The organism is Sneathiella sp., from assembly GCF_036844445.1.
Classification (GTDB): domain Bacteria; phylum Pseudomonadota; class Alphaproteobacteria; order Sneathiellales; family Sneathiellaceae; genus Sneathiella.
In genome coordinates this window covers 578,060-593,291 of record NZ_DAIUFV010000001.1, presented here as the reverse complement: position 1 = coordinate 593,291, position 15,232 = coordinate 578,060, and the positions used below count along the sequence as shown (strand labels likewise).

Sequence of the window (15,232 nt, the reverse complement as noted above, 5' to 3'; positions counted from 1 at the left end):
TCCTTAGTCGAACAGTTTCTGACTGGCTTCGCCAGCGCGCACGACATTGATGACAGTGGTCGGGATACCGGTGCGCGGGGTGCCGGTAATCAGACGGCTCGCCTCGCTGTCCCAGGTATGGCCGCGGCCGCGCTCCTTGACGAAGGCGATCTCGCCGTTCTTGCTTTTCGCCTCATCCTCGACGCGCGCAAGGGCGCGGAGCGACAGGGTCAGGCGGCCAAGCTCGGTCGCAACCGCGACAATCTCGGCGCCCTTCGGCGTCACTTCCAGCGTCGCGACGCGGCTGACCGAGGCCACCTGGTTCTGATCATTCGTCGACTGATCCATGGCGACGACGCGCACATCGGTGAGAATGGTCTCGCTGGCCTTGCGGGCGTTGCCGCCATCGCTTTCAACCTCGGTTTCCTTCACCAGCGAGTGGGTGAGGATCACGTCAACCCGGTCACCCGGAAAGACGAAGCCGGCAATGCCTGTCGTCATATCAACGGGGATGGAGACGGCGCGCATGCCGGGATTTAGGACGGCCGCGAGAAAGCCCGCCTGCCCCGGCTTCACCATCCGCGCGTCGGTAATCGGCTCACCGGCGACAATGCCGTGGCGCACAACCGTGCCGATAAACTCCTGAAGCTCGCGTTTATTTTCAACGACATAGATATCCTCGAGGCCATCGTCATCAGGCCAGACCTTCCAGGCGAGATGCTGTTCCTGCACCAGCGTGCCGGCCGGCAGATCCGCCGCCGCCACAAGGATTTTGACATTCTCTATGGCCGGTGCACGCTCTACCGCAGCCGTCTCGACGACCTGCTGCACCTGCTGGCTACCCGCCCAGTTACGCACGAACCAGACTGTGGATCCGGCAATGATCAAGGCAAAAATAATGAGAATAAGTTTTCGCGCCATGGTGCTATCCCGTCAAATTGGAATTGTCTTCGAGACTAGACCGGAAGACATTAATTTCCGGTTAAATTTGCCGTGCTTTGCCGATATTTTTTCGGCAAAAAACCGCAAAAAACCGCGCAGAATCAACTGATTCGCACGCGGGTAAATTGACTAAAATTTGCAATATCCGATTGTGGAGAAGAAGGTCGCCAGCGGACCGGCGAAAGACGCTTTTTGCCGGAGCCGATCGGTGCCGCAACGGATCAGCTGCAGCTGCCGTTTCCGTCATCGGTAAGTTCATAATCCTTGCCGATCGCGGTGCAGAAATCTTCCGTGATACCGGAGAAGGCTTCGAGGATTGTCTCACCGGTCGCGCCGAACGCGACCACGGCGGCGATCGAGACGAGCGCGGCGATCAGACCGTACTCGATGGCAGTGGCGCCCAAGTCATTGCCTAGAAATTCTTTAAGCAGATCAGCCATGACTACCTCCGCACCGGTTGAATGTTTCCAAACGAAAGATCAAGAGACTGGAGAGATGAAGGGCGCCGCCCGGGCGCCCTTCTCTATCAATATTAGCTGCAGGAACCAGGGGTGCCCGCATCGACATCGGATTCCGTATAGGTGCCGCCCGTGCCTTTACAAAGTGCGGCGGCGATATCGTCGAAAGCCCCGACGATGGTGCCACCGAGCGCCGTAAAAGCGACAACGCCTACGAGAGCGACAAGAGCTGCAATAAGGCCGTATTCGATGGCCGTCGCGCCGGTCTCGTCTTTAACGAAAGAACGAATAACTTTAATCATCTCAAGTCTCCTATTCAGAATTCTATCTGACATTCAACTAAACCTGGTTTGAACCTCGGAGCACGGCGCCCCTTCGGCCATACGACTTTTTAGCCCGCGCAAATCGCAACCTGAAAAGCCCTTTTAAAAGCGCTTTCCAAGTTCAGCTTGTTTCGCGCCTTGTCGGGTATTTAAACCCAGATTCATTAATCAATAGTTAAAGGGATTAATTTTTTCCGTAATCGAGATGATTAAAACTGTGTAAAATTTTATTAAACGATTTATTTACTATGGTTACCGAATTATGAATTGAAAATTTACTTAAATTCAACGGATATTTACTTATAGAATTACTATATATTCTGAATTTATTTGAATTTATCAAAAGAATTACTTAATTTCGTTAAATTTTACTGAAATGGATTTTTGTTTTTAAGGATTAATTAAAAATTTTATCGCATGCTTCCTTTATATGACTCTGTGCCGCCTATCAGGATGTCAGCATGATGAGAAAACATTATTTGGATGCGCTTGCACGGACGTTCCGCGAATTTGCCAAAAGCAACCGCGGGGCGTCGGCCGTTATTATCGCTTTTCTTGCAATCCCCATTTTCGGCGCCATTGGCCTTTCCATTGATATGGGCCGGGCCTATGTCCTGAAATCAAAACTCTCGACCGCAATCGATGCCGCGGGTCTTGCCGTCGGGCGCAACATCTTTGCGCCGACCGACGCCGAGATTTATGCCGATGCGCAGAAATATTTCGACGCCAACTTCCCCTCGGGCTTCATGGGCACCGAACCGATCCTGATGAATGCCGAAACGGTTCAGTGGGACGAGACGCGGGAAAATATCACCATCAACGTCGCCGCCGATATGAACACCACCTTCATGAACATCATGGGGCGGCCGGTTCTGACCGTCGGTTCGACGACCGAAATCAAGCGCAGCAACCGCGGTATGGAACTCGCGCTGGTGCTTGATATCACCGGCTCGATGAATGAGAAGGCGACAGGAAGCCAGAAAACCCGGCTTCAGGTTCTGAAAGAATCCGCCAAGAAACTGACCGCCATCCTCTATGGCAATGAGGACGTCCAGGACAAACTCTGGATGAGCATTATTCCCTATAATACGCAGGTCAATATCGGCGTGCAGAATATCGGCTTCCTGAAAACGGCCGATCGCAACAATATGCTCAGCAACGCCGCCAGCATCTTCACCAAGGACAGCTACCGCGACACCGCGCTTGGTCGCGACGTGAACGGCGATGGCACCAACGACACCGTTTATGGCTGGATGGGCTGCGTCGAGATGCGCGATCATCTGGATGGCGGCACCAAGGATATGTCGGACGATATCCCGAACAATGATTTCGTCCCCTATTTCTACACGCCGACCGATGACTATCCGGGCTATGCGAACAAATGGAAGTATAATACCGTCACCAGGGACGTGATGCACAACACCAACGCGCGCGGCCCAAATAAATACTGTCCTCCCCCCATTCTGCCGCTGACGGCGGAGAAATCGACCATTAATGACGCTATCGACGATCTCGTGGCCGGCGGCAGTACGGCGATCAACGTCGGGCTGGTCTGGGGCTGGCGCACCATTTCGCCGAAATGGAACGGCCTCTGGTACGGTTCCTCCACCGTCAACCTGCCGACCAACACAAAGGTCGATCCGGAAGTTCCCTATACCGCCCTCCCCCTCAATTACGGGGAACGGCATATGGACAAGGTGATTATCCTGATGACGGACGGCGAAAACGCCATTGGCGACGTCGACATGTATACGGGCTACGCCCGCAAGGATCTCGTCGGAATCAAGGAAGGGTTCCCGGGCTATAACCCGAAGTATCACACCAGCGGCTCGGGCAATCTGCGAACGAAAGCCAACTCCGATTTCTACTCCGACATCGCCGATGCGAAAGTCGCCTCGATGTGTACGACGATCAAGGCGGCCGGCGTGATCATCTATACGATCCTGTTTGAGGAAGGGAACGAGACTTTGTTCCGCAACTGCGCAACCTCACACAAGCATTATTTCAAGGCCTCCTCGGCGAGCGATCTTGAGGGGCACTTCAACACCATCGGCCAGGAGCTCAGCAACCTTCGAATTTCGAAGTAACGAGCGGGCGGCAGTCCCGCGCACAAACAAAAAAGGCGGTGAGATCACCGCCTTTTTTTATTGTCCATGCGGAGAGTGCCGCATCAGCCCGACGGGAAGGTGATCGTATCGGTGAAGCGCGGGCGGAAGAAGGCCTGCGAGCGGATCTTCATATCGCCGAAGAAGCCGAGATCGCCAAGCAGGAAGGGGCGGAAATTATAATAGACCTCGGCGACGATCAGTGTTTCGCCGTCCTTCAGCGTCTCCCCCGATCCGGCATCCGGAAAGACGGAGGGCAGCGTCGCATCGCCGCCAACCGTATCGCCGATCTTGCTGCTCACCCCATCAAGCGCGCCGGCGACGCGCTGGCTCAGGATCTCCGGGCTTTCGCCGCTTCGCCCCTGGACAGAGGTCAGGATAATCAGGTTTTCACCGCTGATATCGAAAGGCTGCGCCATATAGATGGCGGAGTCGATGATGTTGGTGATTTCCGTCTCGCTGATCGCCTCCGAGCCGGAGCGGGCGATCAGGTCCGAGAGCGTCGCCGCGATGCGGTCGAGCTTCTGCGTCATGAGTGCGTAGCGCGCCACCTCGAAGCTGCCCGCCGCAAGCAGGGCGAGCACCGGCAGAAACAGCGCGAACTCGGCCATGGCGATGCCCTGCCGGTCGCGGGCGAAGCGGTTCAGGAAAGATGGCCTGCAATATCTTGCGGATTTCATCAGTTGTTTCATATCACCCTCATGGAATGCCCGCGCCTCAGAACGGTTCGTTGCGGATGACGATGGAGGCCCGCATCGGGATCAGCCCGTCAAGGATGGGGATGAGCTGGCCACTCAGGAAGTTCCAGCTGTAGGTCACCGTGTAAAGCACGATATCCCCTTGCGCCCCCATGCCGGCGACGCCGAAATCCTCATCATAGACGCCATTTCCATTGACCTCGATCCACGGCTCCCCGTCCGGATAGATGGTGCCGTCCGAGTGGGTATAGGGGCCGGGCGTCCATTCGCCGTTGCCGTCAAGATCGGTATATTCCTCGCCCTGCCCGACTTGCGCGAAATTCTCATAGACGAGAATGCTGACATCGTCAGTCGTCAGGTCGAGCAGCCCGAGCGATGCTTCGTTCAACATGTCGACGAGTGCCTGGGTGTTGCTGCTGCCCTTCTGGATCTGGCCGGTCAGGCCGAGACGGGAGGCATCCTTGAGGCTGCCCTCAACGACCGTGTTGATGAACATCGCCACGCTGAGCTCGATAACGCCGATCAGGAACAGAATCAGGACCGGCGCAATCAGCGCAAGCTCAACCGCCGTCGCGCCCATGCTGTCCTGTAAAAATGCCCGTGTGATCCTGCGCCTTATAAGCCTGCGTATCGTCATGGCAAACGATCCTTTTGCAAATCTTCGCAAAAGAGCATAGCCCGCGCGGCTTAATGGGGCGTTAATAAGTCGCTAAAAATTGCGGAAATCTGCGCTCTAAAGCCACTGGAGACAGAATGGCCGGCCATGAAAAAAGGGGCTTTGCAGCCCCTTCCTCATTTCTCTTTCGCGGGCGGCCCGTCTAGCGCCCGCCGAAGCGGTCTTCCCATCCCTTGACCTCGTCGTCCGAGATTTTGCGAAACAGCACCTCGGGGATTTCAAAGCCGTGCCCGGCCTTCAGGATTTGCAGTTCCTTCTCCATCTCCCGCTCGATCCAGTCGGTCGGGGAGAGTTTAAGGCCGAGCGCCGCCGCCATGCGGGTCGCCGTCTCGGGGATCACCGGCGCGCTCAGCACGGCGAAAATCCGCATCAGGTTGATCGCAACGCGGAGCGACTGCGCGGCGGCGTCCGGATCGGTTTTGAAAACGGTCCAGGGCGCAGCTTCCGTCAGATATTCATTACCGAGCGCCCAGATCGCGCGAAGCTCCTGCATGGCCTTGCGGATCTGCATCTCGCCCATATGCGTGTTATAGGCCTCAAGCCGCTCCGCCAGCGCCTTGGCAAGCGCCTTCTCCGCGTCGCCCGGCTCGCCGCCCGCCGGCAGTTCATTACCGAATTTGGAGCTGCAGAATTTCAGCGTCCGGTTGACGAAATTGCCGAGAATATCGGCGAGGTCCTTGTTGACCGTGCCCGCAAATCCCTCCCAGGTGAAGCTCGAATCCGAGGATTCCGGGGCATTCGCAAGCAGGTAATAGCGCCAGTAGTCGGCCGGCAGGAGCTCGATCGCGTCGGACATGAAAATGCCGCGCTTCTGGCTCGTCGAGAATTTGCCGCCGTAATAATTCAGCCAGTTGAAGCCCTTGATGAAGTCAACCATCTTCCAGGGCTCGCGACTGCCAAGAATGGTGCCGGGGAAAGTGACGGTGTGGAAGGGCACATTGTCCTTCGCCATCACCTGCACATAGCGCACATCCTCCGCCTCATACCACCAGCTCCGCCAGTCACGGTTGGCGGGGTCGACATCGGCCCATTCCTTCGTTGCGGCGATATATTCGATCGGCGCATCGAACCAGACGTAATAGACCTTGTCCTCCATGCCCGGACGGTCCACCGGCACGCCCCATTTGAGATCGCGCGTGATGCCGCGGTCATGCAGCCCCTCATCCAGCCATTTAAGGGCGATGGAGGAGACGAGCGGCGGCCAGTTGTCCTTGTGGCGATCGACCCATTCGCGGATCTCGCCGGCGAGTTTCGATTGCAGCAGGAAGAGATGCTTGCTTTCGCGCACCTCGAGATTGGTGCTGCCGGAAATGGCCGAGCGCGGATCGACGAGATCGGTCGGATCGAGCAGCCGCGTGCAGCTTTCGCACTGATCGCCGCGGGCCTTGTCATAGCCGCAGTGCGGGCAGGTTCCCTCGACATAGCGATCGGGCAGGAAGCGGCCGTCATCGATCGAATAGACCTGCCGCGTCAACCGCTCCTCGATAAAGCCGTTCTCCAGCAGCCGGGCACCGAAATGCTGGGTCAGCTCATGGTTCTGCGGCGAGGACGAGCGGCCGAAATAATCGAACGACAGATTGAAGGCGCGCGCAAGCCGCGCCTGCACCTCATGCTGCTCGGCGCAGAAGGTCGCGACATCCTGCCCCTTCTCGCGCGCGGCCAGTTCCGCAGGCGTGCCATGCTCATCCGTCGCACAGATAAACAGTACGTCCTTGCCCCGGGCGCGGAGATAACGGGCATAGAGATCCGCGGGCAACATCGAGCCGACGAGATTGCCAAGATGCTTCACGCCATTGATATAGGGCAAGGCCGAGGTAATCAGATGTCTTGTCATTTTCGTCGCGACTTTCCGGTTCTTGTCATTCTTCTACTCAGGGGCTTTTACAGGAAGAAGCCGAACGGGGCAAAGCAAACCTTGCGGGCGACCTGAAAAAGCCGATTTCTACATGTAATGATAACGCTTTACCTTCATTTTTGTGAGACTCATTAGGGTTAACTAATCATTCACTGTATTTTACTACTCTTCTCTCCACACGGTAATTTTTCATGTTCCCAACCGATCGGATGAAACGATGTTGTTCAGCGAAGAAACCACGGGCGCGATCCTCCGGGCCCTCGATAAATCCCTTGCGCTTATCGAATTTGACCTTGACGGCATGATTGTGGATGCCAATGCGAACTTCCTCAGCGCGATGGGCTACGGCCTTGCGGAAATAAAGGGCGCGCATCATAGCCTGTTCGTTGATCCGGCCTACGCGGCGGGCCCGGAATATCGCCAATTCTGGCTGCGGCTGCGGCAGGGTGAATATATCGCCGATGAATTTCGCCGGATCGGCAAAGGAGGCCGCGAAGTCTGGATCCAGGCGAGCTACCATCCCATTCTCGATGCCGATGGCACGCCGTTCAAGGTGGTGAAATACGCCACCGACATAACCGACCAGATGAGGGCCCGTATCGAGGCGGGCAATCTTTCCGGCGAGACGCAGGAAAAGGTACAGAGCGTTGCCGGCGCGACGCAGGAGATGCAGGCCTCCATCCACGAGATCAGCCAGAATATGAACAAGTCGCAGCAGGCGGTGGGCGATATCGTCGCCAAGACCGAGCAGGCGAAACTGCTGACGACGCGGCTTCAGGAAACCGCCAAATCCATGGAACGCGTTGTCGTCATCATCCGCGAGATTGCAAGCAAGGTGAACCTCCTCGCCCTCAACGCGACCATCGAGGCGGCGCGCGCCGGCGAAGCGGGCAAGGGTTTCGCGGTCGTCGCGGGCGAGGTCAAGAACCTTGCAACGCAGACCTCCAAGGCAACCGATGATATCTATCAGGAGATCCGCGCCATGCAGGCCGTATCAAACGACGTTGTGACCAGCACCGACGTCATCGCAAGCTCGACGGAGGCAGTGAATGAATATGTCGCCGCCGTCGCCTCCGCCATCGAGGAGCAGTCGGTCGTCACCAACGAGATTTCGCAGAATATGGAATATTTCTCGCAAGGCATCAGCGAGCTGAACAGCTGCGTCGCCCGTCTCTCGAAAGCCGGCTAACGCGGGCTTCCGCGCGCGCTTCCCTCTGGCGCAATAATTTTCTGGCCACTCGTAGCCGCATCCGATAGGTTGCGGCGGATTGCAACAGCTCTCCGCCGCGCCTATATTTTGATTATGCCAAAACTTGATCGCACCATATCTGTCGCCCCGATGATGGACTGGACGGACCGGCATGACCGCTATTTCCTTCGCCTCATCACCCGGCGCGCGCTGCTTTATACCGAGATGGTGACGACCGGAGCGATCCTGTTTGGTGATACCGACCGCTTTCTCCGCTTCGATCCAGCCGAGCAGCCGCTCGCCCTGCAACTCGGCGGCAGCGAGCCGGAGGCGCTCGCAAAATGCAGCAGGATCGCCGAGACCTACGGCTACCGCGAGGTCAATCTCAACGTCGGCTGCCCGTCTGATCGGGTGCAGAACGGCCGCTTCGGCGCCTGCCTGATGGCGGAGCCCGAAACCGTTGCGGCCTGCGTTCTCGCCATGCAGGAGGCAACCAGCCTTCCGGTCACGGTGAAAACCCGCATCGGCATCGATGACCTCGACAGTTATGCCTATTTCTCCGACTTCGTCGGGCGTATTGCCGAGACCGGCATTCAGACCTTTATCATCCACGCGCGAAAGGCGTGGCTGACCGGTCTCAGCCCGAAGGAAAACCGCACCGTTCCGCCGCTCGACTATGACCGCGTCTATCGCCTGAAGGCGGATTTTCCGCAGCTTGAGATCATCCTGAACGGCGGCGTCACCAGCCATGACGAGATTGCCCGGCACCTCACAAAGGTCGATGGCGTGATGGTCGGGCGTGAAGCCTATCAGAATCCCTATTTCCTCGCCGAGATCGATCAGCGCTATTACGGGGAGGATGATGAGACGCCGGAGCGGCGCGAGATCATCGACCAGATGCTGCCCTACGTCGCGCGGGAGATGGCGGCCGGCGTCCCGCTCAATTCCATCACCAGGCATATGCTCGGCCTCTTTCAGGGGCGCCCGGGCGCGCGCGCCTGGCGTCGGCACCTCTCGGAGAACGCCCATAAAAAGGGCGCAAGTCTCGATATCCTTCGCGAAGCTGCCGACAAAAGCCGCTGATCGCGTCAAAATCCCCGCAACTCCCCCTTTTAAGAAAAATTAAAGACCGTCGCGTAAATTGTTCACAAAGGGAAGATTATGACCGTCTCACCATACAAGCCGAAACGACAGGCGCGGCCGCGGCGGCCGCAGCACGCGCGGAAAAGGGCAGCGAAGGTGTGGGGGCGCAAAAAAGGGATGTCTTTCGGGCGGCAACTCGCCCTCGCCGCTTGCATCGGGATCGCTGGCGGCCTCCTCTTTGCCTTTTTTCCTGAAGCCCTGCCCGGCCGTAATGCCCCGGGTGCTCTAGCAGTATCCGCCGTTGAGAGCGACGCGCTGCAGCCGGCGGAACGTGCGGGCGCGCTCGTCGGCGCCGCGCGCATCAACGACGGCGACACGCTCCGTCTCGGCGGGGAGACGATCCGCCTTGTCGGCATCGATGCGCCGGAGCGGGACCAGACCTGCGAGCGGCGGAGCGGCGCGACATACCGCTGCGGCGAAGCGGCGCGAAACTATCTCGCCGCCCTCACCCGCGGCACAACCATCAAATGCGAGGGAACGGAGCGTGACCGGTACGGCCGCCTGCTTGCCACCTGCTATGCGGACGATGTGAACCTCAATGCCGAAATGGTGCGCGCCGGCCATGCGCTCGCCTACCGGCACTATTCAACACGCTATCTGCCGGAAGAAGAAAGCGCGAAAGCGGCCGCCACCGGAATGTGGCAGGGCCGCTTCACCGAGCCGTGGGACTGGCGGCAGGGGAGCCGGATTGAGGCTACTGCCGCCACGGACTGCAATATCAAGGGGAATATTTCCGGGAGCGGCCGCATCTACCACCTGCCGGGCAGCAAGTGGTATGAGAAAACTCAGATCAATCCGGGCAAGGGCGAGCGCTGGTTCTGCAGCGAGGAGGAAGCCATCGCCGCAGGCTGGCGCGCCGCCCGAAGCCCGTCATCTTTTGATTGAGCGCACAGGCCGCACCCGATCAGGCCTTGCGCAGCCGCGCATCGACGCTGTAGGCCCCTGCCCCGTTGGCAACGAGGAAGAAGAGGCCGCCCGCAATGGCGATATTCTTCGTAAACAGGATCATCTGAATCTGATCATCCGGCTGAAGATGGAAGAGCAGCGCGGCAACAATGCTGAAACCTGCCAGCAGCAGGGCGACGATCCGCGTTTGCCAGCCGACAAGAATGGCGAGCCCGCCCAGGAACTCGACAATGATCACCAGCGGCAGGAGTATGCCCGGCACGCCGACCGACTCCATGTAACCGGCCGTCCCCGCATATCCGGTAATTTTACCGAAACCGGCGGGCACGAACAGATAGGCCATAAAGATACGGCCGACGAGATCGAAGAGAGGGTTTAATTTTTCCATCGTTTCACTCCAACAGGCAAAAGAAAATCTGAAGCTCAAACTTAGTGTCGCACAAATAGAATATAAATTGAAATATTTCGGCATTTATTGTCTAATAACTAGACATGTTGAAAACAACCCTGACCCAGTGGCGCGTCTTTAACGCCGTGATTGACAATGGCGGCTACCTGCAGGCGGCGGGCCACCTCCACCGCAACCATTCCTCGCTCCACCATGCCGTCCAGAAACTTCAGGAAAGCCTCGGTGTCGAGCTGGTCAGGGTCGAGGGCAAGCAGATTTTCCTCACCCCCGTCGGCGAGGTGATGCGGCGCCGGTCGCGGCAACTGCTGCAAGATGCCGAAGATCTCGAAAGGCTCGCCGCAACCGTGCGCGCAGGGTGGGAGACGGAAGTCGCGCTCGCGGTGGAAGGCATCTATCCCCCGGCGGCGCTGATGGAGGTGCTGAAAAAATTTCACGAGCGTGGCAAGGGCACCCGCCTTAAAGTCGAGAATGTCATTCTGAACGGCGCGGTGGAGGCAATTCACCGTGCGAGCGCCGATGTCGTGATCACGCCGATTATCCCGACGGGATATTTCGGAACGCCGCTGATGAATATCACCCTGCTCCCCTTCGCGGGCCGGGACCATCCCCTTGCGAGATCGGAAAGACTTATTGAAAGCAGGGACTTGCAGCGCAATCTTCAGGTTGTGATCAGCGACCGGGCAAAGACGCCCTGGCCTGCCACCATCGGCTGGCTGAAGTCGGAGGAACGCTGGAGCGTCAGTGATTTCTATCAGGCCCGCGATGTCCTGATGACGGGCGTCGGGTTCGGCTGGCTGCCGCCGCATATGTTTGAAGCGGAGATAAAAAGCGGCGATCTCGCGCCGCTCAAAACCCGCGACCGGCTGGAGCTTCTGGTGCCGCTCAGCCTCGTCGTGCCGGCGCCGGAACGGCTCGGGCCGGCAGGCCGGCTGCTCGCCGACCTCTTCCGCGCGAGCGCCGGTGCAACATCCAGTTGAAGCGCGTCAGCGCGACTGGCGGTGATATTCGAGGTTCGGCATCATGTCGATGGCCGAGGCCATTCGGTTGCTCATATTGAAGAAGCCGGTGGTCGCGCCGATATCCCAGATATCGCGGTCCGTCCAGCCGGCATCGCGAAGCGCCTGCCGGTCCGCCTCCTCGATCTCCATCGGCGTTTTGGTGAGTTTATAGGCGAAATCGAGCATCGCCTTCTGCTTCGGTGACAGCTCCGCCGCGCGGTAGTTCATTACCATCAGCTCACCGAGGACCGGATCGCCCGACAGCTCGCGCACCGCCGCGCCATGCGCTGTCAGGCAGTAGTAGCAGTGATTGACCGAGGAGACGACCACCGCAATCATCTCACGCTCGAGCTTCGTGAGGCCGGAGTCGCCCAGCATCAGATCGCCATACATATCCGTAAAGGCGCGCAGCTTCGCCGCGTCGAAACTGTAGGACGCCAGCACATTCGGCACCATTCCGAGCTTCTCGTCACAAAGCGCGAAGTATTTCTGCGTTGCCGGATCCAGCTCCTCGCGGGCCGGGATCGGAATATCGAGGGCATGAACATATTTGGGCTGTGACATGAAGAACTCCCTTCGCTGGTTTGAACGGATGACGCGCCTCAGCCGTTCTGGCCGCGATGGCGCAGCAGGTGATCGGCAAGCACGCATGCCATCATCGCCTCTCCGACCGGCACGGCGCGGATGCCGACGCACGGGTCGTGGCGGCCTTTAGTCTGGATTTCCGTCTCGTTCCCGTCAATATCAATCGTATCGCGGGGCTTCAGGATGGAAGATGTCGGCTTTACGGCGAAGCGGACGATGATGTCCTGTCCCGATGAGATACCGCCAAGGATGCCGCCCGCATGATTGCTGAGAAAACGCGGGAAACCCTCGTTCCCGGCGCGCATTTCATCTGCGTTGGTCTCGCCCGTCAGCGCCGCGGCGGAGAAGCCGTCGCCGATCTCGACCCCTTTTACCGCGTTGATGGTCATCATCGCCATGGCGAGGTCGGAATCGAGCTTGCCGTAGATGGGCGCGCCGAGCCCGGCCGGTACGCCGCTCGCCACCACCTCAATCACCGCGCCGACCGAGGAGCCGGCCTTGCGAATGGCGTCGAGATAATCGCTCCACTCATCGACGATGCCGGGATCGGGCGACCAGAACGGGTTGTTGTTGATCTCATCAAAGCTGGCCCGGGCGCGGTCGATCTTTTTATCGCCGATCTGGATCAGATAGCCGGTGATCTTCACCTCGTCGCCAAGGACTTTGCGGGCAATGCCGCCCGCCGCGACGCGCGCCGCCGTCTCGCGCGCGCTCGAGCGTCCGCCGCCGCGGTAATCGCGGATGCCGTATTTTGTCTGGTAGGTGTAATCGGCGTGGCCGGGGCGGAATTTCGACTTGATGTCCCCGTAATCCTTCGAGCGCTGATCGACATTCTCGATCATCAGGCTGATCGGCGTGCCGGTGGTCTTGCCCTCGAAAACGCCGGAAAGGATTTTCACCGCATCGGGCTCGCGCCGCTGCGTCGTGAAGCGGTTCTGGCCGGGCTTGCGCCGGTCCATCCAGAATTGCAGCTCTGCCTCGCTCACCTCAAGGAGCGGCGGGCAGCCGTCGATGACGCAGCCGAGCGCCGGGCCGTGGCTTTCCCCCCAGGTCGTGACCCGGAAGAGGTGACCGAAGCTATTGTGAGACATTGCTTTCCGCCTGACTGCTGGATTACTTGACGATGTCGGGCGCGTCTTCCGCCTTCATGCCGACAATATGATAGCCGGCATCGACATGATGCGTCTCGCCGCTTACCCCGGCGCCAAGGTCGCTGAGGAGATAGAGCGCCGATCCGCCGACATCCTCGATGGTCACGTTGCGACGGAGGGGCGAATTATATTCGTTCCACTTCAGGATATAGCGGAAATCGCCGATACCGGATGCGGCGAGCGTCTTGATCGGACCGGCGGAGATGGCGTTGACGCGGATATTGTCAGCGCCAAGCTCCATCGCGAGATAGCGCATCGAGGCCTCAAGCCCCGCTTTGGCGACGCCCATCACATTATAATGCGGGATAACCCGCTCCGCCCCGTAATAGGTAAGCGTGACAATGCTGCCGCCGTCCCTCATCAGCGCCGCCGCCCGCTTGGCGAGCGCGATAAAGGAGAAGCAGGAGATATCCATCGTCATCAGGAAGTTATCGCGCGTCGTTTCGGAAAACTTGCCGCGCAGTTGGTTCTTGTCGGAATAGCCGATGGCATGAACGAAGTAATCGATCTTACCCCATTTTTCCTGCAAGGTCGCGAAAACCGCGTCCATTGAGGCATCGTCGGTCACGTCGCAATCCAGAATAATGTCCGAGCCGAGGCTTTCCGCCAGCGGGATCACCCGCTTGCCAAGCGCTTCCCCCTGATAGGTAAAGGCACTTTCCGCCCCCTGTTCATGCAGGGTCTTGGCGATGCCCCAGGCCAGCGAAAGATTGTTGGCCACACCCATGATTAGGCCCCTCTTGCCAGCCATAAGTCTGTTGTCCTGCGTCATGCGCATCCCCCTGATTACCATCTACAAAACTCGCGTGCCCCATCTTTTAGCCCGCTTGCCCGGGGCAGTCAAAAGACTTATTCGGCGCGCCGCGGCCCGTCAGTCGGCGTTGAGGCGGGAGCGCGCATCATAGGGATGGCTTTCCGCCCACTTCTCCACCCAGTCCTTCAGCTCCTTGTCGGGCTGATCGGGAAGGACAACTTTCAGCTTGACGAGCTGATCGCCGCGCGCCCCGCTCCGGCTCGCGATTCCCTTGCCCTTGAGACGCAGCGTCGTGCCGGTGTTGGATCCGGCCGGCACCTTCAGATTCACCGTCCCGTCTACCGTCGGCACCTTCACGGTCGCGCCAAGCACCGCTTCGGGCAGGCTGATCGGCAACTCGATCAAAACATTCTGTCCCTCGCGGCGGAAAATGCTGTGCGGGCGCACCGTGACATTGATGAGGATATCGCCATTCGGCCCGCCGGCGATACCGGGATCGCCCTGCCCGCGGAGGCGGATCTGCTGCCCGTCCATCACCCCGGCCGGGATCGCGACATCGAGCGTCCGGCCGCCTTCGCTCATCGTCAGGCGACGTTTCTCGCCAAGCGCGGCCTGGAGAAAATCAAGTTCAATCGCGAAAATCCGGTCGCGGCCTTTTTCGGGCACCCGGCCGCGAAAGCCGCCGCCGCGGAAATTGCCGAAAATCTCCGAGAAGATATCCTCGGCCCCGCCGAAGCCGCCCGCATCGGCCGACGCGCGGCCGCGAAAGCCGGCCATGCGCTCCTGCCCGCTCTCATCGATCTCGCCGCGGTCATAGCGCGCGCGCTGCTTCTCATCGCCGAGGATCGAATAGGCGGCGGAGATTTCCTTGAACTTTTCCTCCACCTTCGTATCGCCGGGATTGGCATCCGGATGATGCTTTTTGGCAAGTTTGCGGTAGGCGGATTTGATCTCCGCGGCGCTCGCCCCTTTCGGCACACCAAGAATACTGTAAAGAGTCTTCATTATCTTTTCACAACTGGCGCAGACGGCCCCGTCAACGGTAAATCGGTCAGCCCATT

General features: G+C 58.9%; 16 protein-coding genes. 5 read left to right on the top strand and 11 right to left on the bottom strand.

The window, feature by feature from the left end; genetic code table 11:
* Positions 1–3: 3 nt before the first annotated feature.
* From cpaB to V7Z56_RS02760, 3 genes are all read right to left on the bottom strand, one after another.
* On the bottom strand, positions 4–900 hold the full coding sequence (gene cpaB / locus V7Z56_RS02770; RefSeq protein WP_334127816.1) for a Flp pilus assembly protein CpaB: 897 nt from the start codon (positions 898–900) through the stop codon (positions 4–6).
* A 242-nt stretch (positions 901–1,142) separates the two neighbouring features.
* Positions 1,143–1,361, bottom strand: coding sequence for a Flp family type IVb pilin (locus tag V7Z56_RS02765; protein ID WP_334127815.1), 219 nt, complete (start codon positions 1,359–1,361; stop codon positions 1,143–1,145).
* Positions 1,362–1,453: 92 nt separating this feature from the next.
* Positions 1,454–1,681 carry a Flp family type IVb pilin gene (locus V7Z56_RS02760; protein WP_334127814.1) on the bottom strand — a complete coding sequence of 76 codons (228 nt, stop codon included), beginning with the start codon at positions 1,679–1,681 and terminating at the stop codon, positions 1,454–1,456.
* A 482-nt stretch (positions 1,682–2,163) separates the two neighbouring features.
* Between V7Z56_RS02760 and V7Z56_RS02755 the strand changes: the two genes are divergently transcribed.
* Complete coding sequence (locus V7Z56_RS02755) at positions 2,164–3,789, top strand: TadE/TadG family type IV pilus assembly protein (protein WP_334127813.1); 1,626 nt, start codon at positions 2,164–2,166, stop codon at positions 3,787–3,789.
* An 83-nt stretch (positions 3,790–3,872) separates the two neighbouring features.
* On the opposite strand, the gene V7Z56_RS02750 is transcribed toward V7Z56_RS02755, so the two are convergent.
* The 3 genes from V7Z56_RS02750 to metG all read right to left on the bottom strand — a co-directional run bounded on the left by V7Z56_RS02750 (position 3,873) and on the right by metG (position 7,015).
* The gene (locus tag V7Z56_RS02750; protein WP_334127812.1) at positions 3,873–4,487 is read right to left on the bottom strand and encodes a TadE/TadG family type IV pilus assembly protein; all 615 of its coding nucleotides are present in this window, start codon (positions 4,485–4,487) and stop codon (positions 3,873–3,875) included.
* A 37-nt stretch (positions 4,488–4,524) separates the two neighbouring features.
* Positions 4,525–5,142 (bottom strand): TadE/TadG family type IV pilus assembly protein, encoded by a 618-nt coding sequence (locus V7Z56_RS02745; RefSeq protein ID WP_334127811.1) that lies wholly within the window; start codon positions 5,140–5,142, stop codon positions 4,525–4,527.
* 181 nt (positions 5,143–5,323) lie between these two features.
* Positions 5,324–7,015 carry a methionine--tRNA ligase gene (gene metG, locus V7Z56_RS02740; protein WP_334127810.1) on the bottom strand — a complete coding sequence of 564 codons (1,692 nt, stop codon included), beginning with the start codon at positions 7,013–7,015 and terminating at the stop codon, positions 5,324–5,326.
* A gap of 238 nt (positions 7,016–7,253) precedes the next feature.
* On the opposite strand from metG, the gene V7Z56_RS02735 reads away from it, so the two are divergent.
* From V7Z56_RS02735 to V7Z56_RS02725, 3 genes are all read left to right on the top strand, one after another.
* Positions 7,254–8,225 carry a methyl-accepting chemotaxis protein gene (locus tag V7Z56_RS02735; protein WP_334127809.1) on the top strand — a complete coding sequence of 324 codons (972 nt, stop codon included), beginning with the start codon at positions 7,254–7,256 and terminating at the stop codon, positions 8,223–8,225.
* Between the two features lie 114 nt (positions 8,226–8,339).
* A complete protein-coding gene (dusA, locus tag V7Z56_RS02730; RefSeq protein WP_334127808.1) occupies positions 8,340–9,308 on the top strand; it encodes a tRNA dihydrouridine(20/20a) synthase DusA in 969 nt (322 codons plus the stop codon).
* 78 nt (positions 9,309–9,386) lie between these two features.
* On the top strand, positions 9,387–10,253 hold the full coding sequence (locus tag V7Z56_RS02725) for a thermonuclease family protein (protein ID WP_334127807.1): 867 nt from the start codon (positions 9,387–9,389) through the stop codon (positions 10,251–10,253).
* Positions 10,254–10,272: 19 nt separating this feature from the next.
* Here the strand turns inward: V7Z56_RS02725 and V7Z56_RS02720 are convergent, their stop codons facing one another.
* Positions 10,273–10,662, bottom strand: coding sequence for a DoxX family protein (locus V7Z56_RS02720; RefSeq protein WP_334127806.1), 390 nt, complete (start codon positions 10,660–10,662; stop codon positions 10,273–10,275).
* A 104-nt stretch (positions 10,663–10,766) separates the two neighbouring features.
* Between V7Z56_RS02720 and V7Z56_RS02715 the strand changes: the two genes are divergently transcribed.
* Positions 10,767–11,660, top strand: a complete 894-nt coding sequence (locus V7Z56_RS02715; protein ID WP_334127805.1) for a LysR family transcriptional regulator — start codon at positions 10,767–10,769, stop codon at positions 11,658–11,660.
* A 6-nt stretch (positions 11,661–11,666) separates the two neighbouring features.
* Here the strand turns inward: V7Z56_RS02715 and V7Z56_RS02710 are convergent, their stop codons facing one another.
* The 4 genes from V7Z56_RS02710 to V7Z56_RS02695 form a co-directional block, all read right to left on the bottom strand.
* Positions 11,667–12,245, bottom strand: coding sequence for a peroxidase-related enzyme (locus V7Z56_RS02710; RefSeq protein WP_334127804.1), 579 nt, complete (start codon positions 12,243–12,245; stop codon positions 11,667–11,669).
* 38 nt (positions 12,246–12,283) lie between these two features.
* On the bottom strand, positions 12,284–13,357 hold the full coding sequence (aroC, locus tag V7Z56_RS02705; protein ID WP_334127803.1) for a chorismate synthase: 1,074 nt from the start codon (positions 13,355–13,357) through the stop codon (positions 12,284–12,286).
* Between the two features lie 22 nt (positions 13,358–13,379).
* Complete coding sequence (gene fabI, locus V7Z56_RS02700; RefSeq protein ID WP_334127802.1) at positions 13,380–14,189, bottom strand: enoyl-ACP reductase FabI; 810 nt, start codon at positions 14,187–14,189, stop codon at positions 13,380–13,382.
* A 99-nt stretch (positions 14,190–14,288) separates the two neighbouring features.
* Complete coding sequence (locus V7Z56_RS02695; protein ID WP_443023738.1) at positions 14,289–15,179, bottom strand: DnaJ C-terminal domain-containing protein; 891 nt, start codon at positions 15,177–15,179, stop codon at positions 14,289–14,291.
* Positions 15,180–15,232 lie beyond the last annotated feature (53 nt).

What these genes read in the sequence shown, in the direction of transcription:
- V7Z56_RS02715 (WP_334127805.1), top strand. Translation starts at nt 10,767, where the DNA reads ATGTTGAAAACAACCCTGACCCAGTGGCGCGTCTTTAACGCCGTGATT.
- fabI (WP_334127802.1), bottom strand. Translation starts at nt 14,189, where the DNA reads ATGACGCAGGACAACAGACTTATGGCTGGCAAGAGGGGCCTAATCATG.
- cpaB (WP_334127816.1), bottom strand. Translation starts at nt 900, where the DNA reads ATGGCGCGAAAACTTATTCTCATTATTTTTGCCTTGATCATTGCCGGA.
- V7Z56_RS02735 (WP_334127809.1), top strand. Translation starts at nt 7,254, where the DNA reads ATGTTGTTCAGCGAAGAAACCACGGGCGCGATCCTCCGGGCCCTCGAT.
- metG (WP_334127810.1), bottom strand. Translation starts at nt 7,015, where the DNA reads ATGACAAGACATCTGATTACCTCGGCCTTGCCCTATATCAATGGCGTG.
- V7Z56_RS02750 (WP_334127812.1), bottom strand. Translation starts at nt 4,487, where the DNA reads ATGAAATCCGCAAGATATTGCAGGCCATCTTTCCTGAACCGCTTCGCC.
- V7Z56_RS02760 (WP_334127814.1), bottom strand. Translation starts at nt 1,681, where the DNA reads ATGATTAAAGTTATTCGTTCTTTCGTTAAAGACGAGACCGGCGCGACG.
- V7Z56_RS02720 (WP_334127806.1), bottom strand. Translation starts at nt 10,662, where the DNA reads ATGGAAAAATTAAACCCTCTCTTCGATCTCGTCGGCCGTATCTTTATG.
- V7Z56_RS02745 (WP_334127811.1), bottom strand. Translation starts at nt 5,142, where the DNA reads ATGACGATACGCAGGCTTATAAGGCGCAGGATCACACGGGCATTTTTA.
- V7Z56_RS02710 (WP_334127804.1), bottom strand. Translation starts at nt 12,245, where the DNA reads ATGTCACAGCCCAAATATGTTCATGCCCTCGATATTCCGATCCCGGCC.
- V7Z56_RS02755 (WP_334127813.1), top strand. Translation starts at nt 2,164, where the DNA reads ATGATGAGAAAACATTATTTGGATGCGCTTGCACGGACGTTCCGCGAA.
- aroC (WP_334127803.1), bottom strand. Translation starts at nt 13,357, where the DNA reads ATGTCTCACAATAGCTTCGGTCACCTCTTCCGGGTCACGACCTGGGGG.
- dusA (WP_334127808.1), top strand. Translation starts at nt 8,340, where the DNA reads ATGCCAAAACTTGATCGCACCATATCTGTCGCCCCGATGATGGACTGG.
- V7Z56_RS02765 (WP_334127815.1), bottom strand. Translation starts at nt 1,361, where the DNA reads ATGGCTGATCTGCTTAAAGAATTTCTAGGCAATGACTTGGGCGCCACT.
- V7Z56_RS02725 (WP_334127807.1), top strand. Translation starts at nt 9,387, where the DNA reads ATGACCGTCTCACCATACAAGCCGAAACGACAGGCGCGGCCGCGGCGG.